General features: G+C 73.8%; 20 protein-coding genes and 1 tRNA gene. 11 read left to right on the top strand and 10 right to left on the bottom strand.

Annotation, left to right across the window (positions count from 1 at the left end; all coding sequences use genetic code 11):
* Positions 1-12: 12 nt before the first annotated feature.
* Positions 13-966 carry an aldo/keto reductase gene (locus ACXNSR_RS37145; RefSeq protein ID WP_458639739.1) on the bottom strand — a complete coding sequence of 318 codons (954 nt, stop codon included), beginning with the start codon at positions 964-966 and terminating at the stop codon, positions 13-15.
* 598 nt (positions 967-1,564) lie between these two features.
* On the opposite strand from ACXNSR_RS37145, the gene ACXNSR_RS37140 reads away from it, so the two are divergent.
* Positions 1,565-1,999 carry a hypothetical protein gene (locus tag ACXNSR_RS37140; protein WP_458639738.1) on the top strand — a complete coding sequence of 145 codons (435 nt, stop codon included), beginning with the start codon at positions 1,565-1,567 and terminating at the stop codon, positions 1,997-1,999.
* A 51-nt stretch (positions 2,000-2,050) separates the two neighbouring features.
* Here ACXNSR_RS37140 and ACXNSR_RS37135 read toward each other — a convergent pair whose 3' ends face one another.
* From ACXNSR_RS37135 to galT, 3 genes are all read right to left on the bottom strand, one after another.
* Positions 2,051-2,374, bottom strand: a complete 324-nt coding sequence (locus ACXNSR_RS37135; protein ID WP_458639737.1) for a hypothetical protein — start codon at positions 2,372-2,374, stop codon at positions 2,051-2,053.
* Between the two features lie 78 nt (positions 2,375-2,452).
* On the bottom strand, positions 2,453-3,613 hold the full coding sequence (gene galK / locus ACXNSR_RS37130) for a galactokinase (RefSeq protein WP_458639736.1): 1,161 nt from the start codon (positions 3,611-3,613) through the stop codon (positions 2,453-2,455).
* A complete protein-coding gene (gene galT, locus ACXNSR_RS37125; RefSeq protein ID WP_458639735.1) occupies positions 3,610-4,653 on the bottom strand; it encodes a galactose-1-phosphate uridylyltransferase in 1,044 nt (347 codons plus the stop codon). The genes galK and galT overlap by 4 nt, the downstream gene beginning before the upstream one ends.
* Positions 4,654-4,847: 194 nt before the next feature.
* Here galT and ACXNSR_RS37120 point away from each other — a divergent pair, with 194 nt between their 5' ends.
* The gene (locus ACXNSR_RS37120) at positions 4,848-5,957 is read left to right on the top strand and encodes a LacI family DNA-binding transcriptional regulator (protein WP_458639734.1); all 1,110 of its coding nucleotides are present in this window, start codon (positions 4,848-4,850) and stop codon (positions 5,955-5,957) included.
* A 131-nt stretch (positions 5,958-6,088) separates the two neighbouring features.
* Positions 6,089-6,442: a hypothetical protein gene (locus ACXNSR_RS37115; RefSeq protein ID WP_458639733.1), complete on the top strand. Its 354-nt coding sequence runs from the start codon at positions 6,089-6,091 to the stop codon at positions 6,440-6,442.
* 48 nt (positions 6,443-6,490) lie between these two features.
* Here ACXNSR_RS37115 and ACXNSR_RS37110 read toward each other — a convergent pair whose 3' ends face one another.
* On the bottom strand, positions 6,491-7,168 hold the full coding sequence (locus tag ACXNSR_RS37110; RefSeq protein ID WP_458639732.1) for a hypothetical protein: 678 nt from the start codon (positions 7,166-7,168) through the stop codon (positions 6,491-6,493).
* A 534-nt stretch (positions 7,169-7,702) separates the two neighbouring features.
* Here ACXNSR_RS37110 and ACXNSR_RS37105 point away from each other — a divergent pair.
* Together ACXNSR_RS37105 and ACXNSR_RS37100 are read left to right on the top strand one after the other, a co-directional pair.
* Positions 7,703-9,082 (top strand): DUF7927 domain-containing protein, encoded by a 1,380-nt coding sequence (locus ACXNSR_RS37105; protein ID WP_458639731.1) that lies wholly within the window; start codon positions 7,703-7,705, stop codon positions 9,080-9,082.
* 108 nt (positions 9,083-9,190) lie between these two features.
* Positions 9,191-9,484 (top strand): hypothetical protein, encoded by a 294-nt coding sequence (locus tag ACXNSR_RS37100; RefSeq protein ID WP_458639730.1) that lies wholly within the window; start codon positions 9,191-9,193, stop codon positions 9,482-9,484.
* Between the two features lie 72 nt (positions 9,485-9,556).
* On the opposite strand, the gene ACXNSR_RS37095 is transcribed toward ACXNSR_RS37100, so the two are convergent.
* Complete coding sequence (locus ACXNSR_RS37095) at positions 9,557-10,171, bottom strand: RICIN domain-containing protein (RefSeq protein WP_458639729.1); 615 nt, start codon at positions 10,169-10,171, stop codon at positions 9,557-9,559.
* Between the two features lie 226 nt (positions 10,172-10,397).
* Between ACXNSR_RS37095 and ACXNSR_RS37090 the strand changes: the two genes are divergently transcribed.
* Both ACXNSR_RS37090 and ACXNSR_RS37085 read left to right on the top strand, forming a co-directional pair.
* A complete protein-coding gene (locus tag ACXNSR_RS37090; RefSeq protein ID WP_458639728.1) occupies positions 10,398-12,047 on the top strand; it encodes a N,N-dimethylformamidase beta subunit family domain-containing protein in 1,650 nt (549 codons plus the stop codon).
* 158 nt (positions 12,048-12,205) lie between these two features.
* A complete protein-coding gene (locus ACXNSR_RS37085; protein ID WP_458639727.1) occupies positions 12,206-12,604 on the top strand; it encodes a VOC family protein in 399 nt (132 codons plus the stop codon).
* Between the two features lie 29 nt (positions 12,605-12,633).
* On the opposite strand, the gene ACXNSR_RS37080 is transcribed toward ACXNSR_RS37085, so the two are convergent.
* Positions 12,634-14,010, bottom strand: coding sequence for a PE-PGRS family protein (locus ACXNSR_RS37080; protein WP_458639726.1), 1,377 nt, complete (start codon positions 14,008-14,010; stop codon positions 12,634-12,636).
* A 290-nt stretch (positions 14,011-14,300) separates the two neighbouring features.
* A tRNA-Trp gene (locus ACXNSR_RS37075) sits at positions 14,301-14,374 on the bottom strand.
* Between the two features lie 205 nt (positions 14,375-14,579).
* Between ACXNSR_RS37075 and ACXNSR_RS37070 the strand changes: the two genes are divergently transcribed.
* The 3 genes from ACXNSR_RS37070 (at position 14,580) to ACXNSR_RS37060 (ending at position 17,787) form a co-directional block, all read left to right on the top strand.
* The gene (locus ACXNSR_RS37070) at positions 14,580-15,086 is read left to right on the top strand and encodes a DUF4352 domain-containing protein (RefSeq protein ID WP_458639725.1); all 507 of its coding nucleotides are present in this window, start codon (positions 14,580-14,582) and stop codon (positions 15,084-15,086) included.
* 82 nt (positions 15,087-15,168) lie between these two features.
* Complete coding sequence (locus tag ACXNSR_RS37065) at positions 15,169-16,500, top strand: glycoside hydrolase family 18 protein (RefSeq protein ID WP_458639724.1); 1,332 nt, start codon at positions 15,169-15,171, stop codon at positions 16,498-16,500.
* 81 nt (positions 16,501-16,581) lie between these two features.
* Positions 16,582-17,787 carry a serpin family protein gene (locus tag ACXNSR_RS37060; RefSeq protein ID WP_458639723.1) on the top strand — a complete coding sequence of 402 codons (1,206 nt, stop codon included), beginning with the start codon at positions 16,582-16,584 and terminating at the stop codon, positions 17,785-17,787.
* On the opposite strand, the gene ACXNSR_RS37055 is transcribed toward ACXNSR_RS37060, so the two are convergent.
* Entirely contained in the window at positions 17,784-18,800 is a 1,017-nt protein-coding gene (locus ACXNSR_RS37055) for a PfkB family carbohydrate kinase (protein WP_458639722.1), read from the bottom strand. The genes ACXNSR_RS37060 and ACXNSR_RS37055 overlap by 4 nt on opposite strands.
* A gap of 2 nt (positions 18,801-18,802) precedes the next feature.
* The gene (locus tag ACXNSR_RS37050; RefSeq protein WP_458639721.1) at positions 18,803-19,423 is read right to left on the bottom strand and encodes a bifunctional 4-hydroxy-2-oxoglutarate aldolase/2-dehydro-3-deoxy-phosphogluconate aldolase; all 621 of its coding nucleotides are present in this window, start codon (positions 19,421-19,423) and stop codon (positions 18,803-18,805) included.
* 169 nt (positions 19,424-19,592) lie between these two features.
* Between ACXNSR_RS37050 and ACXNSR_RS37045 the strand changes: the two genes are divergently transcribed.
* Positions 19,593-20,372: an IclR family transcriptional regulator gene (locus tag ACXNSR_RS37045; RefSeq protein WP_458639720.1), complete on the top strand. Its 780-nt coding sequence runs from the start codon at positions 19,593-19,595 to the stop codon at positions 20,370-20,372.
* Positions 20,373-20,486: the final 114 nt, after the last annotated feature.

The raw sequence follows: 20,486 nt of genomic DNA, 5'->3' as shown, positions 1-20,486 counted from the left end.
CCGGCCGAGCGGTCACTCGGGCTTGCCCGCCCCCGGGATCGCATCGATCGCGGCGAGCAGCTCGGCGTCCAGGGGACGGTCGGCGACGGCCGCGTTGGCGCGCACCTGCTCGGCGGAGGTGGCTCCGGCGATCACGGACGCGCAGCCGGGCTGGGCGGAGAGCCAGCCGATGGCAAGTTCGAGGACGGTCCGGTCGTGCTTCTCCGCGAGCGCGGCCAGCGCTTCGACGACGTCGAGGCGCTCCTCGGTGAGGTACGAGTCGCGGCCTTCGAGGCGGGAGCCGGACGGTACGGGCGCACCCCGGCGGATCTTGCCGGTCAGCAGGCCGTTGGCGAGCGGGAAGTACGGGAGCACCCCGACGCCGTAGTGGAGGGCGGCCGGAACCAGCTCGCGCTCGACCGACCGCTCCAGCAGCGACCACTCGTTCTGCGCCGACACGAAGGGGACCGATCCGGTCTCGCGGGCGACGTGGGCGGCTTCGGCGAGCTGCCAGCCGGAGAGGTTGGAGTGGCCGATGTAGCGGACCTTGCCCTCGGCGACGAGCTCGGTGAGCGCGGCCAGGGTCTCGGCGATCGGGGTGGCCGGGTCGGGGCTGTGCAGCTGGAGGAGGTCGATGTGGTCGGTGTCGAGGCGGCGCAGTGATTCCTCGACGGCCCGCCGGATGTAGGCGCGGCCACCGCGGGAACCGGCGGCGGGCCCGTACTTCATGTCCACGCCGTCGTAGCCGAACTTGGTCGCGAGGACGACCTGGTCGCGACGGCCCTTGAGGGCCTGCCCGAGGTGTGTCTCGGAGCCGCCCGCGTTGCCGTAGATGTCGGCGGTGTCCAGGAGGGTGATGCCCGCGTCCAGGGCGGCGTCGACGACGGCGCGGGTCGCCTGGGCGTCCAGGCGGCCGCCGAAGTTGTTGCAGCCGAGGCCGACGGCGGAGACCTGGAGTCCGGAACTGCCCAGGGGGAGATAGCGCATGCGGTTCTTTCCTCCGACTCGACGAGTACATGATCAATTGGACTCGAGTCTAGGCTCCCGCCCCCGGGCGCCGGACCGGATTGCACACAGTGGGCTGTGAACATCGTGCGACACGCTCGGGCCGCACCCCCACCGGCCGTCTCTGCCGCTCCGGGTAGTTTGACCGCGTGGATCATGACGCCGCCCGGCCGGCCGGCCGCGGCTGCGTCCTGACCGAACGTCCCACGCCCCGTCCGGTGCGGGGACCGGCCCGACCCGAAGGAAACCCGTGAACCGCAAGCTGATACCGGCCGCCGCCGTCGCCACCTGCGCGGCCGCCGTCCTCGCCTTATTCGCCGGGCCCGTCAACGCCGAGGAGACCCCCGGCCCCGTCCCCAGCGCCTCGCCCACCAGAGGGCCGTCCGCCCCGCCGACCACCCGCCCCACGCCCCTTGCCTCGGGCACACCCCTCCCCGGCACTCCCGATCCGGTCCCCACCGTCGCCCCGAGCCCGTACCCGACGCCGACCCCGCGTCCCGCCACGCCCACCGGCCGTCCCGGAGGCGGGGGCACGGGCGGAGGCGCCGGCGAGACCCCCGGGACCGGCTGCGCGCGCACCGTGCCCCAGCTGCCCACTCCCGAGGGCGTCCCCGCGTACGGCACGGTCACGGTCGACATGTGCGCCACCGACCACCGCACCGGCCGCGGCAAGGTGCGCTTCACCGCCGGATACGGCGACGACCCCGTCACCTACCGCGTCACCCTGCGGTGGACGTTCGAGGGCAAGCCCGAAGCGGGATGCGAAGCGTGCTGGTCCTCGGCCCGCTACGACTACACCGAGGACGTCTACGTCAACGACGCCGTCCACGCCGTACCGCTCTCCGTGGGGTTCGTCATGCGGCACCGTGGCGAACTGATCGGCGAGCAGCGGCCCGGTACCGGCGTGACCGTGGTCGACGTCCAGCCGGTGGAACCGGCCCAGCAGGACAACCCGAAGCTCGTCGGCCCGGTACCCGGCGCCACACAGCCGTCCCTGCCGTCCCCGTCCTCCTGACCCTCGCGCGCCCCGCGGCGATCCGCGGCCCTGCCGGTGCGGCAGCCGGACCTACCGCGCCGCCCGCAGGGCCGCCGCGACGTGGACGACGTCCAGGTCGACGACGACCTCCTCGCCGTCCCACACCCCGGACGAGGAGATCGCCAGACCGATGAAGGCCAGCTCGGCGGCGTCCTCACGCAGTTCGTACTCTGCGCGGCTCTCCTCGCCGACCGTGCCCAGCTCGTCCCGGTCCCAGGCGGCGACCGCCGACTCGGCCACGGACCGGGGCAGCCGCACCTTGATCTTGCCGATCTGCGGATCGAGGTGGGCCCCGACCGCCGCCAGCACGATCCGGTCCTGCTGGTATCTCACGTACTCCTCGCGATCTTCCACGGCCCGATCGTAATCGTGCGCCCGGTCCGGACGACCGTGCAGGCGCTCATCGACGCGCACGGCCCTGGGTACGTCCGGCTAGAGGAGGCGGGTGGCGCCGGGGGACGGGGAGGCCGTCGTGATGCGGGGTGGTGTGAGGTCCGCTCGGCGGAAGGCGTCCGTCACCGCCCGGGTCACCGACCGCTCGGCGTCCGCGTCGATCAGGGACAGCGCCGAGCCGCCGAAGCCGCCGCCCGTCATGCGGGAGCCGTACGCGCCCGCCGCGTTCGCCGTGGAGACCGCCAGGTCCAGCTCCCGGCAGGACACCTCGTAGTCGTCGCGCAGCGAGAGGTGACCCTCCGTCAGCAGCGGCCCCGTCTCTCGCAGTCGGCCCTCGCGCAGTAGTTGCTCGATGCGCAGGACCCGTCGGTTCTCGGTGACGACGTGCCGGACGCGGCTGCGCCCGACCGGGTCCTCCAGGCGGGCCAGGGCCTGCTCCAGCTCCTCGTACGGGAGGTCGCGCAGGGCCGGCAGGCCCAGGGCCTCGGCCGCGCGGTGGCAGGAGGCCCGGCGCCGGCTGTAGGCCCCGTCGGCGAGTGCGTGCTTGACCCGGGTGTCGATGACGAGGAGGCGCAGTCCGGCCGCCGCGCAGTCGAAGGGGATGTGGCGCTGTTCAAGGCTGCGGGTGTCCAGGTGGAGGGCGTGTCCCTCGGTCGCGCAGGCCGACGCCGTCTGGTCCATGATCCCGCAGGGGACGCCGACGTACGCGTTCTCGGCGCGCCGGGCCAGTGCGGCCAGTCCGGGGCGGGTGAGCGCGATCCCGTACAGGTCGGTGAGCGCCAGCGCGGTGGCCACCTCCAGGGCGGCGGAGGAGGACAGGCCGGCGCCGGTCGGCACCTCGGACCGTACGTGCAGATCGGCGCCCCCGACCGGAAGGCCGGCGTCGAGCAGGGCCCAGGCGACCCCGGCGGGGTAGGCGGCCCAGCTCTCGGCGCCCTGCGGAGGGCGGGCCGGATCGAGGCCGGCGAGGTCGAGGGTGACCGCGCCGGAGGGCGCGTCGGCGGAGTGGACGCGCAGGATCCGGTCGGTGCGCCGGGCCACGGCCACCTCGGTGCGCTGCGGGAGGGCGAAGGGCAGCACGAAGCCGTCGTTGTAGTCGGTGTGTTCGCCGATCAGGTTCACCCGGCCGGGGGCGGCCCAGACCCCTTCGGGCGGGTACCCGTACAGCTGCCGGAAACCGTCCTGTGCCGACCCGCTCACGCGCTCGCCACCTCTCGCAGCCGCGCGGCCGCGTCCTCGGGCCGGACGTCGTTCATGTAGGCCTCCATGCCTGACTCGGTCCCGGCCAGGTACTTCAGTTTGTCCGCCGTCCGGCGGATCGTGAAGAGCTCCAGGTGGAGCGCGAAGTCGGCCCGGCCCTCGCCCGCCGGGGCCTGGTGCCAGGCGGAGATGTACGGGGTCGGCTCGGGCCGGTCGAAGAGCCGGTCGAAGCGGCGCAGCAGCTCCAGGTAGACCCGGGGGAACTCGGCGCGGGCCCCGTCGCCGAGGGCGGGCAGGTCGGGGACCCGGTGGCGCGGGTAGAGGTGGACCTCGTACGGCCAGCGCGCCGCGTAGGGCACGAACGCGGTCCAGTGCTCCGTTTCGAGGACGACGCGGGTGCCTTCGGCGCGCTCGGCGGCCAGGACCTCCTCGAAGAGGTTGCCGCCGGTGCGCTCGCGGTGGGCGGCCGCGGTGGCGAGCATCCGGGTGGTGCGCGGGGTGACGAAGGGGAAGGCGTAGATCTGGCCGTGCGGATGCGCGAGTGTGACGCCGATCTCGGTACCGCGGTTCTCGAAGCAGTAGACCTGCTGGACGCCTGCCCGGGCGGAGAGTTCGGCGGTGCGGTCGGTCCAGGCGGCCAGGACGAGCGCGGCGCGCTCCTCGTCGAGCTCGGCGAAGGAGGTGCCGTGGTCGGGGGTGAAGCAGATGACCTCGCAGCGGCCGGTGGCGCCGGCGAGGGAGGGGAAGCGGTTCTCGAAGACGGCCACCTCGTAGTCGGGGGCCGGGATCTCGCTCGCGCGTCCACGGGTGGAGGGGCACAACGGGCAGGCCTCTGCGGGCGGGTGGTAGGTGCGGCCCTGCCGGTGGGAGGCGATGACGACCCGGTCGCCGAGCAGCGGATCGCGCCGTACCTCGGAGCTGCTCGCGGTGGTGGACGCGTCGAGCGGACGCGTGTCGGGGAAGGCGCGGGCGGCGCCGTCGCCGGTGTCGTAGTAGAGGATCTCGCGGCCGTCGGCGAGGCGGGTGCTGGTGCGCTTCACGGAAGGAACTCTCTCACCCCGGGGTGACGACCCGGGGTGCGGGCCGGGGCCGGGCCGGCCGCGCAACGGCCGTTCGGTGCACGGCGGGCAGTCCACGCCGCTTGCCGCGAGGGGCCGTTCGGCGTTCGGTCGATCGGGGGCGTTCCTTATGATGCCGCTGCCGGGAGGGACCGCGCAGACCGCAGGGGGACATCTTGAGACCGCACGTGAACCAGCGCCGGACCCGCGTGCTCGAACTCGTCCGGGCCCGGGGCACCGTGCGGGTGACGGACCTGGCCCGGGAGCTCGGCGTCTCGCCGGTCACGCTGCGGCGGGACATCGAGGCGATGGCGGCGCGGGGTGAGATCCGGCGGATGCACGGGGGGATCGGGCGGGTGGAGCCGGGGCGCCCGGCGGCCTCGGCGGCGGGGACGGCGGCGGGTCCGTGGGGCGGTCAGTCGGCCGGTCCGGCGGCCTGTCTGAGGGTCGGGATGGTGGTGCCGACGGCCGACCACTACTACACGGATGTGGTGCGCGGAGCCCGCGAGGCGGTCGAGGCCCGGGGAGCCCGGCTGACCGTGGGCCTGACGCGGTACCTGACCGGCGAGGACCGGATCCAGGCGGACCGGCTGCTGTCCACGGGGGCGCACGGGCTGCTGCTGACCCCGAACTGGGAGACCGGATCACCCGGGGCCGGGGAGGGCGCCTGGACCGCGGAGCTCCCCGTTCCCGCCGTACTGGTGGAGCGCTGGGCCCCTCCGGGGCATCCGGCGGCCGACCTGGACCGGGTGGCGTCCGACCACGCGCACGGCGCGGCCGGGGCGGTCCGGCACCTGGCGGGGCTGGGGCACCGGCGGATCGCGCTCGCCGGCCGGGACACCCCGGCGACGGCACGGCTGCGCGCCGGTTACGAGGCGGCCGTGGCCGCCCTCGGTCTGGAACCGGCGCCGCCGTGGCCGCCCGCCGGACCGGGCGGCCCGCTCTCGGAGGCCGGCCTGTTCGCCCGGACCCTGGACTACCTGTGCGGGGCGGTGACGACGGGCGGGGTGACCGCGGCGCTGGTCCACAGCGACACCGACGCGATCATGCTGCTCCCGAGGCTCCAGGCCCGGGGCGTACGGGTGCCGGAGGACCTGACGGTGATCGCCTACGACGACGAGGTGGCCGGGCTGGCCGGCGTACCGCTGTCGGCGGTGGCACCGCCCAAGCACGAGGTGGGCAGGCGGGCGGCGGACCTGCTGCTGGACCGGCTGACCACCGCCGGCCCGCAGACCGGCCCCCGGCAGCACGTGGGGCTGCTCCCGCGCCTGACGATCCGCTCCTGAGGTTCGTCCCGTAACAGCTGGTCATGGGGTCGGCAGGCGCGGAAACTGCGTGGCTGCCGGGCTCGGGGCACCGGTATCGTCCGGTGTCCCGACCCGCCGTACCGGCGGCCCACGTTCAGAGAGCGATGCAGATGACCGGCCGGCGACCGACGACGACCCTGTGGCGCCCCACCGGCCCCAAGGAGCTGGAGCTGGTTCGCGAGCTGGACTGGCGCGCCTGGCCGCCCCGGCTGCCCGAGCAGCCGATCTTCTACCCGGTCCTGAACGAGGACTACGCGATCAGGATCGCGAGGGACTGGAACGTGAAGCACGACGGCGCCGGCTTCGTCACCCGGTTCGAGGTCGAGTCGGAGTTCCTGAGCCGATATCCCGTCCAGCAGGCCGGCGGGCGGACGATCCTCGAACTCTGGGTTCCGGCCGAGGAGCTGAACGACTTCAACGCCCGCATCGTCGGCCAGATCCAGGTGGTCCACGAGTTCCGCTGAGGCGGGCAAGAGGCGCGGGCGGGCGTCGGAACCGGGGCGCGGGGAGTGTCAGAAGGCCCGGATGAAGTACTTGGTCGTCGTCCCGCTGATCGAGCAGTCGTTGGTGCTCTGCGCGGAGATGTACGTGTACCCCGGGGGGACGGTGCATGCCCACATGTTCGACTCCGGGGTGCGCAGGTAGTACTTGGTGCGGGTCCCGCTGGTCGAGCAGCTCTGCGTACTCTGCACCGAGATGTACGTGAAGCCCGTGGGCAGGGTGCACGCCCACAGGTTGGTCTCCGGGGTGCGCAGGTAGTACTTGGTGCCGCTCCCCGGCCCGCAGTCCGAGGTGTTCTGCACGGAGATGTACGTGAAATCGGCGGGCGCGGTGCATGCCCACAGGTTCGTCGTCGGGGTGCGCAGGTAGTACTTGACCCTGCTGCCGCCGGGCCCGCAGTCCGAGGTGTTCTGTGCGGAGATGTAGGTGAAGCCGGCGGGGAGCGTGCACGCCCACAGGTTGTCCGTGGGCGGCTGGACGAAGTACCGCGTGTTGCTGCTTCCGCAGGAGGAAGTGCTGGAAGTCGTGGTGTAGGTGTAGCCGGGCGGGACGGTGCAGGCCCAGAATCCGGCGACCGTGCCCGAGGGCGGGGCCGCGGCGGACGCCTCGACGGGGAGGAGGACGGCGGCCAGCATGACGGCCGCGCTGCCGGCACCGAGCAGGAACGTCCGCAGTTTCGATCGGACCATGAGGAATGCACTCCTGGCTGTCTGTTCGTTCACGGGGCGGAACCATGACGTGTGGAGTGCCGAGACCGATCCGCCCCGGCCTCCGGAGGAGGCGCGGTGGAATGCTTCCACGCACCTCGGAGCCGGACAAGTGCCGGATCGGGCAGGTCGGTTCACTTCAGGTCGTACGCCCGCGGCCCCGACCTGGACCGCCCTGCGGCCCGACACTCGGCGGGCCCGCCACTTCGGCCGGAAAGCACCCTGGAGGAACACCCCGGAGGAGCACCTCGGCGGAGCACCTCGGAGCGGGCCCTGCCCGAGAGGCGGTCCACGGGCTGTTCAGGTGGCGGTGATGGCCCGGAAGGGGGACTTTCCCCCGTTGCGCACGGTGGTTCCGGGACCGATGGGCATCGGAGTGTCTGTCTCGCCCAGGTCCGACGGGCCGGCCGGCCGTGGTGGTCCGGGCCGGCCGCAAGACACGAACCGTGTTCCCGTGGAAGACGGAAGAACTGAGGAGTCTTCATGGTGTGCTGCCGGCAGACCGTCCTGCGACGCGTGCTGACGAGTGCGGCGATCGGCCTCGTCCTGACCGTCACGGGTCCCGCGGGGATCGCTTCGGCGGACAGGGGCGCGGCATCGGCCTCCGCCGGTGTCGCCGCGTCGAAGGCTCGCGCGGTGTGCCCGCCGACGCCGCTGTGGGCGAACACCGGAGGAAACGACCGGCGGCTGATCCAGTACGACACGACGGGCAACGCGCTCAGCAACGTCCCCCTGGTCCGCGACTACGGCGACATCGCGTTCAGCCCCGACGGATCAACGCTGTACGGGGTCGACTTCCCCGGATCCCCCGGCTCGGCCACGCTCTACTCCATCGACCCGGTCACTGGTGCGGAGACGGCGAGCCGGCCCATCTCGGGACCGCTCGCAGCGGTCACGTCGGTCCCTGCCGTCAACGGTCTGACCTCCCGCGCGGACGGGATGCTGATCACGGGCTCGTTCAACACGAGCCAGATCTTCCTGATCGACCCGGCCACGGGCGTCTCCACGCCGTTCCCCGTCTCCTTCCCGGCCGGTGTCGTCTCGGCGGGTGACTTCATCACCCTGGACGACGGCGACATCCTGGCCTTCGGCACCTTGGACACCACGAGCCCGTCCCCGGTGTTCCGGATCCGCCCCGACAACACCATCATCCAGATCGGGACGGTTCCCCAGACCTTCGGTGCGGCCAAGTCCGCCGGGTCCGTCTACTCGTTCGCCTCCAACGGCGACATCAACCTGCTGACCGGTCTGCCCACCACGGCGTCGACCGCGCCGCTGCCGGTGACGACCATCGAGGCGACCGGCCGCAGCTTCTACGGGGCCAGCTCCGCGCAGGACAGCGGCAGCTGCGTCGTGCCGGCCTACACGGTGGCGAAGTCGGCATCGCCGACCGGGCCGGTCAACGAGGGCAACACCATCACCTACCGGCTCACCGTCAGGAACACGGGCACCGTCGCCGCGAACGGCGACCTCACCGACGATCTGAGCGACGTCCTGGACGACGCCACCTTCGTGCCGGGCTCACTGACCGCCACCACCGGCTCCGCGGAGGTCACGGGGAACACACTGACCTGGACCGGAACCCTGTCACCCGGCGGCACCGCGACCGTCACCTACCAGGTGCGGGTGAACTCTCCGGACACCGGCGACCACACCCTGGTCAACTACGCGACACCCACCGCGCCGGGCGGGACTTGCGCGACGGCACGCGGCTGCACCGTCACGATCGACGTCAAGAAGAAGAAGGGCCACAAGGACTGCGACAAGCCCGGCCACGGCCACGGCCACGAGCCGGACCACGGCCACAAGCCCGACCACCGTCCCGACCACGGCCACGGCCACGGCCACGCCGACGAAGCCGGCCACCCGAAGGACCGGGCCGCCTCCGGTCACTGACGGCACTGCCCCGCCACGGAACGGTGAGACAGCGGGTCGCACCCCGTGGAGCTGCGCCCTCCCCGGAATTGCCTTGCTTCCGAGGCTCCGCCCGGGGACTCTGGGCCGATGCCAGGACAGCGGAAGCGGAAGAGGCGGCAGGCGGCCGAGTGGCAGCGGCTCGCTGCTCGCACGTCACCGGACGCGGGACGATGGGAAGTGGTCTTCGAGACCCGGGACAGTGCGGAGCTGCGCACCCACCTGCGCCGGCTCCGGGAGGCGGGCACCGATGTGTCGATGGTTCGGATCGACATGCTGTGCGGCCGCCTGGAGTATCCGTCCGGGTACCGCGTGAGCCGGTTCGTGACGAACCCCGCGCGCGGGTCGGACGACGACCGGGCCGCCGACCGCCGACGGCACTGAGCCGTCGGCGGAGGGCCGTAGGAGCCGGCGGCCGGCCGCCGGCCTGCCGTGACCGACCGGGTGCGGTCGAGGTCAGTCGGCCCAGATGTCCCACCACTGCTGTGACTGGAAGTTCTTCTGCCACAGCTGGACGCGGGCTCCGTTGCCCACGACGTTCGCGTCGCGGTCCATGACGATGTTGCCGCCGCCGTAGAACCGCGCGTTGTAGATCGCACGGTCGCCCGAGGGGTGGGACCAGCTCTGCTGCGGGGTGTTGTTGCAGTCCCAGATCTGCACCTTGGTGCCGTTGCGGCCACCGCCGTTCAGGTCGGCGTCCAGGCACTTGCCCGGGAAGCGGTAGCTCTCCAGCGCGCCGTTGTTCCAGAGGTACCAACGCTGCTGGCTGGTGCCATTGCACTGCCAGACCTGGACGACGGTTCCGTTGCCGCCACCGTTCGCGTCCACGTCCAGACACTGGGTGGTGGGGCGTTTGGCGAAGTCGTTGGTGATCCGTACGGGCTGGTTCAGTAATCGCTGCGGCGCGGCGACCGCCGTGCCCTGCGGCGGTGCGGCCCAGTACAGGGGCCGGGGTGCGGCCGGGGGCGCGCTCGCGCTGGTGGCATCGGCCCCGGCGGTTCCGGTCAGGGCCGCGGCGAAAGCGACGGCGGTGGCTGCGACGACCGCCGCCGATCGGCTGGTACGAGGCATGTTCCCTCCCAGGTCAAGGGGTACGGGGGTGCTTACGGGCGGTACGACACCCCGGCCGACGACGCCCGGCAGGTGCCGGCAAGCAGCTGAGCACACCCGGGCGGCTCTCGGTCAGAGCGCCGATCCGGCCACGGAGGCTCGGACCGTCCGGCGGCGCGCCCGGCCGCCGGGTCCGTCGAGCAGGCCGATGGAAGTGTGGGCCAGAGCATCACATAACGTGCCCTCCATGCATCAGATGTACTCGGCCGGGCCCGGCGCGGACGGCGAAGACGCAGGCAGGCGGCGGTTCCTCGCGCTCGCGACGGGCGCGGCCACGGCTGCGGGGTTCGGGGTCCTGGCCGGCTGCTCGAACGGCGACGCCGACGGCGGCCACGACGGCGCAGCCGGGCCGGGGCCGCGGTCCGGGACGGCGTCGCAGTCCGCCGCCCCGGGCGGGAAGCCGTCGGCGGCCGGGATCCCGGGTCTCGACGTCGCGGCCGAGAACGCCCGTCCGGGCCACGCCGACTGGCCGGTGGGCAAGGCCGGCCCGGCGCGGGCCATCGAGGGGTTCGCGGACAGGGTGAGCGTCCTGCCCGGCGAGTCCTTCGGGCTGCACGTGTCGACGACCGCGCCGCGGTTCACCGTGTCCGCCTACCGGATGGGCTGGTACGGCGGGGCCCGGGCCCGGCTGGTGTGGCGCTCCGAGGCACTGCCCGGGGTCCGGCAGCCGGAGCACACGGTGGACGCCGGTACCAGGATGGTCCGCACCCGGTGGACCCGTAGCGCCACGGTCGCCACGACGGACTGGCCGGAGGGCAGCTACCTGCTGCGACTGGACGCCCAGGGCGGCGAGGGCCGGCGGTTCGTACCGATCACCGTGCGGTCCGCCTCGACCGCCGGCCGTACGGTCGTGGTCAACGCGGTGGCCACCTGGCAGGCGTACAACCGTTGGGGCGGCTACGGCAGCTACGACGGCCCCAGCGGCGGCTTCGCCTCCCGCTCCCTCGCCGTGAGCTTCGACCGGCCGTACGAGTACGACGACGGCGCGGGCCTGTTCCTGGTCTACGAGGCTCCGCTGATCGCGCTGGCCGAGCGGCTCGGCATACCCCTCGCCTACACGACCACCACCGACGTGGCACGGGAGAAGCGGCTCCTGGAGGGGGCGGCGGCGGTGCTCTCGCTCGGCCACGACGAGTACTGGTCGCCGGAGCAGCGGGCCCATTTCACGGCCGCCCGCGACGCCGGCACCAACATCGCGATCCTGGGAGCGAACTGCTGCTACCGCCGGATCCGGCTGGAGCCCTCCGACCTCGGGCCGGACCGCACGCTGGTCTGCTACAAGTCGTCCTACGAGCAGGACCCGGGATTCAAGCGCGGCCAGCCGGCGACGGTGGACTTCCGCTCCGTGCCCGGCGCGGACCCGGAGAGCTCGCTGCTCGGCGTGATCTACGACGGCTATCCGGTGGACGCCCCGTACGTCGTGACCAACCCCGGGCACTGGCTCTTCGAGGGCACCGGGGCGCGGGCGGGCGACCGCTTCGAGCACCTGGTCGGGGTCGAGTACGACAAGGTGGACACCAGCTTCCCGACGCCCCGGCCGATCGAGATCCTGGCCCACTCCCCCGTGGTGTGCGAGGGGCGGCCCAGCCACCAGGACACGGCCTACTACACGGTGGCGAGCGGGGCGGGGGTGTTCGCGACCGGCACGATGCGCTGGGTAGAGGCCCTGGACGCGACGGGCGACGGCCGGAACGGGAAGAACCACGGTCTGGACGCGCGGTCGGGCGCGCTGACCACGCGGGTGACGGAGAACCTGCTGCGGGTCTTCGCGGCGGGCCCGGCCGGCCGTACGCACCCGGCTCAGGACAACGTCAAGGCGGTGTACGGGAGTTCTTGAGCCGGCGGGCGCGGCCGGGCAAGCAGCGGGGTCCGGGCCGAAGAGGGTGGACTTCGCCCGAAGCGGGTGTTTAGGATCGTGATCACGGCATCGCGTGCCGGTCACCGACCGGGTGAGGCATGGAGGTGCCGTGACGTGCCTTTCGGAGGCATTCACCCATGTCCGTACATCTGAACCACACGATCATCCACTCCCGTGACAACCGGGAGTCCGCCACCTTCCTGGCACATGTCCTCGGCCTGGAGGTCGGGACCGAGTGGGGCCCGTTCATCCCCGTGGACACCGCGAACGGCGTCACCCTGGACTTCGCGACCGTCCCGGACGGGTCCATCACCCCGCAGCACTACGCGTTCCTCCTCTCGGAGGAGGAGTTCGACGCGGCGTTCGAGAAGATCCGGTCGGCGCGGGCCCCGTACTTCGCGGACCCGCACGGCCGGCACCCCGGCGAGATCAACCACAACGACGGCGGCCGCGGGGTGTACTTCACCGACCCGAACGGCCACTTCATGGAGATCATCACGCGCCCGTACGGCTACCAGGAGCCGGACGCCGAGTAGCCCCCGCGCCGGGCCGGGCCGGGCCCACCTCATGCCCCGGTGACGGTCATCCGCTCCATGACGGCCACCGGCAGCACCGGGTTCCTGGCCGCGGCCTCCGCCGTCCCCTCGTCGCCGAGCAGCGCGATCAGGACGGGTACGGGCACCCGTGGATGCCGTGCCGCCATCGCGCGCACGGCGCTGTCGGGGTCGTCGAGCATCCGCACCACCGAGTCCGGCGACAGCCGCGGGTCGGTGGTGGCGCGCAACCGTACCTCGGCGTCCTCGTCCCCGCTGAACCGTTCCACCAGGGCGGGCGTCGAGTCCGGGTCGTCGAGGGCCAGTTGCCGCAGCCGCGGATGCGGGTCGCCGGCGTGTCGGAGCAGGTCGCGGCGGGGGAAGTTCGGGTGCCCGTAGGGGCGGTCGGGGGTGGACAGGCTCCCGTTCCACCACTGCCACACCTCCAGCAGCATGTCCGCCGGAGCGTCGTCACAGCGTTCGGCGAGCAGGAGCCGTACGACCCGGTCCTCGTCCCGGGCCAGCCGCTCCACCACGTCCGGCGGCAGCCGCCGCGCCGTCGCGACGCTGCTGCGCACCAGGAGGTGCCGGGATTCCGCGAGGCGGCGCACGGCCTCCTCGTCCCCGTGCAGAGCCACCACCCAGGCGAGGGGCCGCCGCATCGCCCGCGGGTCGATGTCCACCGGTACGGCGGCCCGCCGCTCCTCCGTCAGCTCGGGTCGCGTGGACACGGCGAGGCGTACGTCGCCGTCGGGGTCGGCGGCGAGTACGTCGACCAGGTCGGGGTCCAGGTAGGGGTTGCGGGCCAGGTCCAGGCGCCGCTGCGGGTCCTGGTCGGCGCAGAGCCGGGAGGCGAGCTCCCGGTCCAGCCGGTGGCCCTCGACGAGGCGGCCCGCCCCGGGCGCGGCGTCGTAGAACTCCGCCGTGAGCGGCGCCTCCTCGTGCCGGGCGAGGGTGACCGCGGTCCGCACCTCGGGGGCGGGGTCCGCCGCGAGCCGCGCCCGGGCCGTTTCGTCGAGGTCGCGCCAGCCGGCCTCGCAGGCCGCGGCCCTGACCCGCGGGAGCGGATCCGCCGACAGGGCGAGGCGCAGCGGGAGGGGCAGGGCGGGCAGCATCCGGGCCAGCTCCTCCCGGACCGGCCCGAAGGGGTCCGCGGCCAGTGTCCCGTACGCCTCGGCCGTCAGGCCCCGCCCGGTGGCGGCCGCGGCCTGGAGCACGAGTTGACGCCGGGCGCCGCCCGGTTCGCCGAGGACGAGCCGCGACCACTGCTCCGGCGAGAGCGAGAGACAGGCGGGCCACTCGGCGAGCCGGCCGCGCACGTGCCGGTCCGGGTGGTCGACGGCGGCGTCGACGAGGGCGGCGGGCAGGTCGCGGCGCGCCAGGAGGTACAGGCCCAGCCGCCGGTCCACGTCCAGCAGCCGGATCCGGAGGTCGTCCGGTGTGGCGGCGTTGGAACCGAGTCCCTTGAGCCAGGCCCGCCGCAGGCCCGGTTCCGCCCGCGGCCCCTAGTCCCGCGCCCGCCACCGGTCGTCATCGGCGGTCCGCCGTGCGTCTGTCCCCATCCGGAGGAAGGTAGCCGATGCCCGGCGCGCCCGTGTCGGGGTGGACCTCCGACGGCTGCCGATCCGGGGAAACAGCAACGCCCGGCCGGGAGATGCGCTCCCGGCCGGGCGTTCTCGACAGGTGTGCTGTCGTGTCGCAGGGGCGGCAGGATTCGAACCTGCGGCCTTCGGTTTTGGAGACCGGCGCTCTGACCAGCTGAGCTACACCCCTTCGGTGGGACCAACCATGACACGGACGCGCCCGGAGATCCAATCAATTCCCGCCTCGACCGGGCGCGAGTCTCGCGGGGGGCGCTGGACCTGCCGGGCCGGCGCGGGTGGCGGGACCGCGGGGTGCGGAGGATCGTGGGGAGGGGACCCGTGGAGCGGGAGGTTCCGTCATGCCTCGAGGTCGGCGACCGGGGCGGGTGCGGGGCGTGCGGGGCGCTCTCCTGGCGCTCGCGCTCCTCGCGCCCACTCTGCTGGGCGCGGCCCCGGGCGGCTCGGGCGAGACGATCTCCCTGGCCGGGAACGGGCCCGGCCAGCGGCTCGACGTCACGTTGGCGCAGGTGGTGGACCCGGCCGTGCCCGCGGGTCCGGAGCCCACGGGGAGCGACCGGCTCGTCGCGACCCGCTTCCGCCTGGAGAACACCGGGACCGCCGTCTACGAGGACTCCCCCGCGCGGGCCGCGCATCTGCTGGACACCGCCGGGCAGCGGTTCACCGGCGACGACGTCCCCACCACCGCCGGGCCGGCCTTTCCGGGGACCGTCGCGCTCGAACCCGGCGGCACGGCGGAGGGTTTCATCACCTTCCGGATCCCGGCGGACGCCGAACCGGCCGCGGTCCAGTTCGCCCTGAACGGCGGCCTCGCCGACGACGTGGGCCACTGGAGCCTGCCGCTGCCCCGGGTCGTGCCGGGCTGGTTCCGGCCGCCCTCTTGACCACGCTGGTCCAGACCAATAGTTTCCGGCATGCACAGCGCACGCGCACACGCCCCGCTCCCCGCATCCGCAAAGGAAGCCTATGCGCCGCAGCATGCTCGGCAGGCTGGCCGTCGCCGCCTGCTCCCTCTCCCTGCTGACTGCCTTCGCGCCCGCCGCCGCCGCGCAGGCCGCCGGCGGCCACGGCCACGACCGTCCGTACAAGAAGGTCGGCTACTTCACCCAATGGGGTGTCTACGGACGGGACTTCCAGGTACAGGACCTGGAGGCGAACGGCTCCGCCGACAAGCTCACCCACATCAACTACGCCTTCGGCAACGTCAGTCCGCAGGGCAAGTGCTTCACCGGGAACGTACCCGGCGAGGCCGACGCCTGGGCCGACTACGTGCGCCCGCTGGACGCGGCGAACTCCGTCGACGGGGTGGCCGACACCGCGGAGCAGCCGCTGGCCGGCAACTTCAACCAGCTGCGCGAGCTCAAGGCCAGGCACCCCGGCCTCAAGGTGCTGATCTCACTGGGCGGCTGGAGCTGGTCCACGCACTTCTCGGACGCCGCACTCACCCCGGCCTCCCGCAAGGCCTTCGTCGAGTCCTGCATCGACCTCTACATCAAGGGCAACCTTCCCCAGGACGGCGCCCGCGGCGGAGCCGGAGCCGCCGCCGGCGTGTTCGACGGGATCGACCTCGACTGGGAGTGGCCCGGTTCCGCGGGTGACACCGACACGAAGTACCGGCCCGAGGACAAGCAGAACTTCACCGCGCTCGTGAAGGAGTTCCGCACGCAGCTCGACGCGTACGCGCGGAGCCAGAAGAAGAAGACGGCGTACGAGCTGACCGCCTTCGTCCCGACCGCCCCCGCCAAAATCGACGCGGGCTTCGACGTCCGCCGGATCATGCGCGACCTCGACTTCGTGACCCTCCAGGGCTACGACTTCCACGTCTCCGGCGAACCGAGGACCGCCCAGCAGTCCGCCCTCCGCGCCCGCGGCGACTTCAGCGTCGACGGCACCGTGGACGCCTGGCTCCGGCGCGGCGCGCCCGCGGGCAAGCTGGTTGTGGGCATGCCGTTCTACGGGCAGGGCTGGACCGGCGTCACCGGTGGCGGGGACGGCATGGGGCAGCCCGCCACGGGCCCGGCACCGGCCACCTGGTCCGCCGGGTACGAGGACTACAAGGCACTGAAGAAGCTGGCCGACTCCGGCACCTACACGATCCACCGGGACCGGCGCGGCGGCCACGCCTGGCTCTTCGACGGCACCACCCTGTGGACGTACGACGACCCGCAGGTGCTGCGCGCCAAGACCGGGTACATCCGCGAACACGGCCTCGGCGGTGCGATGTTCTGGTCGCTCGACGCCGACACCGCGGACGGCGAGCTGATGACGGCCGTCGACCGGGGCCTGCGCGGCCGCTGACCCGGGCCGCACCGGACCGGCGCCGCCGGGCCGCGGAAAACCGTCCGGCCCGGCGGCGTCCCACCACGTACGCTCCCCCGCATGAGGAACTCGACGGTACGGGCGGTCAATCGGCTGACGGCGCGCTGGGCCGCGGCCGCGCACACCCCGGACGGGGACACGGGCACCGTGTTCACCGCGGCCGGGCTCTGGCCGCTGCTCGCCCTGCTCGCGGACGGCTCGGGCGGCCCGGCCCGCGCCGAACTGGCGCAGGCCCTGGACATACCCGCCGAGGCCGCGGGCCGGGCCGCCCGGGAGCTGCTGACCGCCCTGGCCGGCGTACGGGGCCTTCGGACCGCGACCGGCCTGTGGACCGGTGCCGGGCTGCCGCTGGAGGAGGACTGGTCCGCGAAGCTCCCGTCCGGCGCCCGGGGAACGCTGACCGGGGACCCGGAGGCCGACGCCAAGGCGCTCGACGCATGGGCGTCGGAGCAGACCGACGGGCTGATCGAGCACATGCCGGCGGGCCTGGACGAAGGCACCCTGATGGTCCTGGCCTCCGCGCTCACGCTGCGGCTGCGGTGGATCCAGCCGTTCGGCGAGTGGATCGGGGAGCCGCACGCCGGCCCGTGGGCCGGGCGCTGCGTGCGCATGCTGCAGCGCAGCACCTCGCTGCTCGACCGGGTCCGGGTGGCGCACGGCCCGACCGGTGCGGTCACCCTGCTGGAGGTCGTCGGGGCGGCGGGCGTGGACGTCCACCTCGTGCTGGGCGAGCCCGAAGCGCCGGCCGGCGGCACGCTCACCACCGGGATCGCCGCCGTCACGCGGGCCCTGCCCGCCACGGGGGCGAGCCTGCTCCCGGACGGGCGCCCGGGTCCGGGGCTGGCGGTCGGCACGGTGGCCGCCCACTCCCCCGAACCCCGGCTGGACATCCAGACGGTGGCCTTCGAGGTGCGGTCGGACCACGACCTCCTGGAGCACGCCCGGCTGTTCGGGCTGGAGACCGCCACCGACACCGGTCGCGGCCACTTCCCCGGCGTCAGCTCCCGGCCGCTGGCGATCACTTCGGCACGGCAGTCCGCGATGGCCCGGTTCGAGGCCACGGGCTTCGAGGCCGCCGCCGTCACCGCCCTCGGCATCGCCGCGGGCTGCGCGCCGACGCGGCCCAGGTACCGGATCCGCCGGGCCGAGGTGAACTTCGACAGGCCGTTCGGGTTCCTGGCCGTCCACCGGACCTCGCGGCTGGTGCTCGCGGCCGGCTGGGTCGCCGAACCCGAGGCGTACGAGCCCGAGCCCGACGACTTCTAGGCCGTCTCCTCCGGATCCTGCCGGGCCCGCGCCGTCCGGCCGGAGCGGCGGTGGGCGGCGGCCAGCGCCGCCGTCTCGCCGAAGGCGGGGACGCGTCCGGTGCCGCCCCGGCCGGACACCGAGAGGGAGGCGGCCGCCGCGCCGTACGCGACGGCGTCCGCGAGGGAGTCGCCGAGGACGAGCCGGGCGGTGGTGGTGCCGGTGAGGCAGTCGCCCGCACCGGTGGCGTCCACCGGCTCGGGATTGGCCGGCACGGGAAGGTACTCCGCCCCGGTGCCGTCGTCCAGCAGCAGCCGGTCCGCGCCCGCGGTGACCACGACCGTACGGGCGCCCAGCGCGCGGCAGCGGGCGGCCGCGGCGCGCGGGTCGGCGGTGTCCACGAGGGCCCGCGCGTCGGCCGGGCAGGAGGTCTTGAGCAGCCCGGTCAGCGGCGCGATCTCGGCCAGGAGTTCCCGGGCCCCGGCCGGGCCGGTCAGCCGGGAGCGGAAGTTGGGGTCGTACGTCACGTGCCCGCCCGCACCGTGCACGAGGCGGGCCGCGGCCACTACGGCGTCGCGACTGCTCGGCGAGAGGGCGCCGGTGATGCCGCTGGTGACGAGCGCTCCGCAGCGGGTCAGCAGCCCGCGCCAGGTGTCGATGTGGCGGGGCGCGAGGGTGGAACCCGCGCTGCGGGTGCGCCAGTAGACGAACTCGCGGTCGCCTTCGGTGTCGGCGGAGAGCAGGTAGGCACCATTGGGGCGCGGGGCGCGGCGCACGTGGGTGATGTCCACGCCGAGTTCGGCGACGCGGCGCAGCAGCGGGACGCCGAGTTCGTCGTCGCCGACCACGGCGAGCAGCGCGGTACGGGCGCCGGCCGCGGCCGCGGCGGCGGCCGCGTTGAGGGCGTCCCCGGAGTAGGAGATGCGGGCCGGGGTGCCGTCGGTGGCCTCGCGCAGGGCGGTGCCCGTGTGGATCTCGACCAGGACCTCGCCGAGCACGAGGACGTCGTAGCGCGCGTCCGCCCGTCCGGCCACGGTCAGTGCCCCTCGGCGGTGTCGCCGGATCCGCGGCACGGCGGGGCCGCGCCGGCGAACACGGCGGCCAGTTCGCCCGGGTCGGACGGCAGGCCGCTGCCGATCCCGACGGCCGTCGCGCCGGCGGCGAGCCAGTGCGGGACCTCGGCGGGCCGGATGCCGCCGGTCGGGACGAGCACCGCCCCGGGCAGGACGGCCCGGAGGGAACGGACGAATCCGGGGCCTGCGGCGTGCGCCGGGAAGAGCTTGGCGGCTCCGGCGGCCCGGACGGCGGCCGCGATCTCGCCGGGGGTGAACCCGCCCTCGATGAATACGGCTTCGCGGCGCACGGCCACGGCGCGGACCTCGGGGGCCGGATAGGGGGAGATCAGGAAGGCGGCGCCCGCGTCGAGGGCCGTCTCCGCCTGCGCGGTGGTGGTGACCGTGCCGACGCCGATGAGCGCGGGGCGGCCGTGGGCGTCGCTCAGCGGGGCGGTGCGGGTGACGGCGGCGGCCCAGCCGGGGGTGGACGTGGTGAGTTCGACCGCGCGGCAGCCGGCGGCGAGCAGGGCGGTGGTACGGCGTACGGCCTCGTCGGCATCGGGGTCACGCAGCACGGGCAGCACGCGCTGGGCCGCCAGCACCTCATAGAGATTGAGGTGGCCTGACGGTTGGCCCGACCGGTGGCCTGACGGGTGATCGGGCAACGGACCCTCCCCTTCGCTCCGCGCGCTTGTTCCACGTAGTGGAACGGCGTACCGTATGGCGGACCTTACGGTCTGGACCCTACCCACGCCAGGAGCGTTCGTGTCAATGGATGGAGCAGCCGCGGGCGGGCGCGCGGGGCGGACCTCCGCGGCCGGGTCCGCCCTGGAGAAGTCCCTGCGCGTGCTGGAGGCGGTGGCCGCGCCCGGCGGCCCGCACCGCCTCGCCGATGTGACGGCCGCGGCCGCGGTGCCCAAGTCGAGCACCTTCCGCATCCTGGCCTCGCTGATCGACCAGGGCTTCGTGCGCCAGGAAGCCGACAGCCGGTACGGGGTGGGGCCGCGGCTGCGCGGGCTGTCCGCCCTGGTGGCCGCCGAGGAGCCGGCCAGCATCGGGCGCGTCCTCGGCGAACTGCGGCGGGCCACCGGTCAGACGGTCCATCTGGCCCTGCACAGCGGGCGGACCATCACGTACATCCGCAAGCTGGAGAGCGAGGACCAGCCCTTCCGGACGGCCTCCCGCGTCGGCATGCACATGCCGTTGCACACGACCGCGATCGGCAAGAGCGTCCTGGCGCTGTTGCCCGCCGAGGAGGTACGGGAACTGATCGACGCGACCGGGCTGCCGCGCCGCACGCCCCATACGCTCACGACCGCACGGGCCCTGCACGCCCAACTGGCGGCGGTCCGCGCCCGGGGCTTCGCCCTCGACGACGAGGAGAACGAGCCCGGCATCCGCTGCATCGGCGCGGCGATCCCCGGTCCGACGGGCCGTCCGGTCGGCGGGGTCAGCGTCACGGCCGTCGCCTTCCTGGTCTCCCGCGAGGAGATCGAGGCGTACGCGCCGGTCCTGCGCGCGGCCGCGGAGGCCCTGGCTCCGCTGCTGTGACCCCCCGATGGAGGGCCCCGGTGCAAGGCCCCGGAAACTCTTCGGGAAAATTCTTCCGGATAACTGTTATCGACGCCCCCGCCGGCGGTCTCCCATGTGTCGGGCATCATCGAC

The organism is Streptomyces sp. NC-S4 (genome assembly GCF_054353315.1).
Note: the sequence above shows the minus strand (reverse complement) of the source record. Positions and strands in the feature narration are given on the sequence as shown.

Coding starts and splice junctions, on each gene's coding strand:
- ACXNSR_RS37045 (WP_458639720.1), top strand. CDS start 19,593: ATGGATGGAGCAGCCGCGGGCGGGCGCGCGGGGCGGACCTCCGCGGCC.
- ACXNSR_RS37085 (WP_458639727.1), top strand. CDS start 12,206: ATGTCCGTACATCTGAACCACACGATCATCCACTCCCGTGACAACCGG.
- ACXNSR_RS37095 (WP_458639729.1), bottom strand. CDS start 10,171: ATGCCTCGTACCAGCCGATCGGCGGCGGTCGTCGCAGCCACCGCCGTC.
- ACXNSR_RS37110 (WP_458639732.1), bottom strand. CDS start 7,168: ATGGTCCGATCGAAACTGCGGACGTTCCTGCTCGGTGCCGGCAGCGCG.
- ACXNSR_RS37100 (WP_458639730.1), top strand. CDS start 9,191: ATGCCAGGACAGCGGAAGCGGAAGAGGCGGCAGGCGGCCGAGTGGCAG.
- ACXNSR_RS37115 (WP_458639733.1), top strand. CDS start 6,089: ATGACCGGCCGGCGACCGACGACGACCCTGTGGCGCCCCACCGGCCCC.
- ACXNSR_RS37060 (WP_458639723.1), top strand. CDS start 16,582: ATGAGGAACTCGACGGTACGGGCGGTCAATCGGCTGACGGCGCGCTGG.
- ACXNSR_RS37065 (WP_458639724.1), top strand. CDS start 15,169: ATGCGCCGCAGCATGCTCGGCAGGCTGGCCGTCGCCGCCTGCTCCCTC.
- ACXNSR_RS37090 (WP_458639728.1), top strand. CDS start 10,398: ATGCATCAGATGTACTCGGCCGGGCCCGGCGCGGACGGCGAAGACGCA.
- ACXNSR_RS37145 (WP_458639739.1), bottom strand. CDS start 966: ATGCGCTATCTCCCCCTGGGCAGTTCCGGACTCCAGGTCTCCGCCGTC.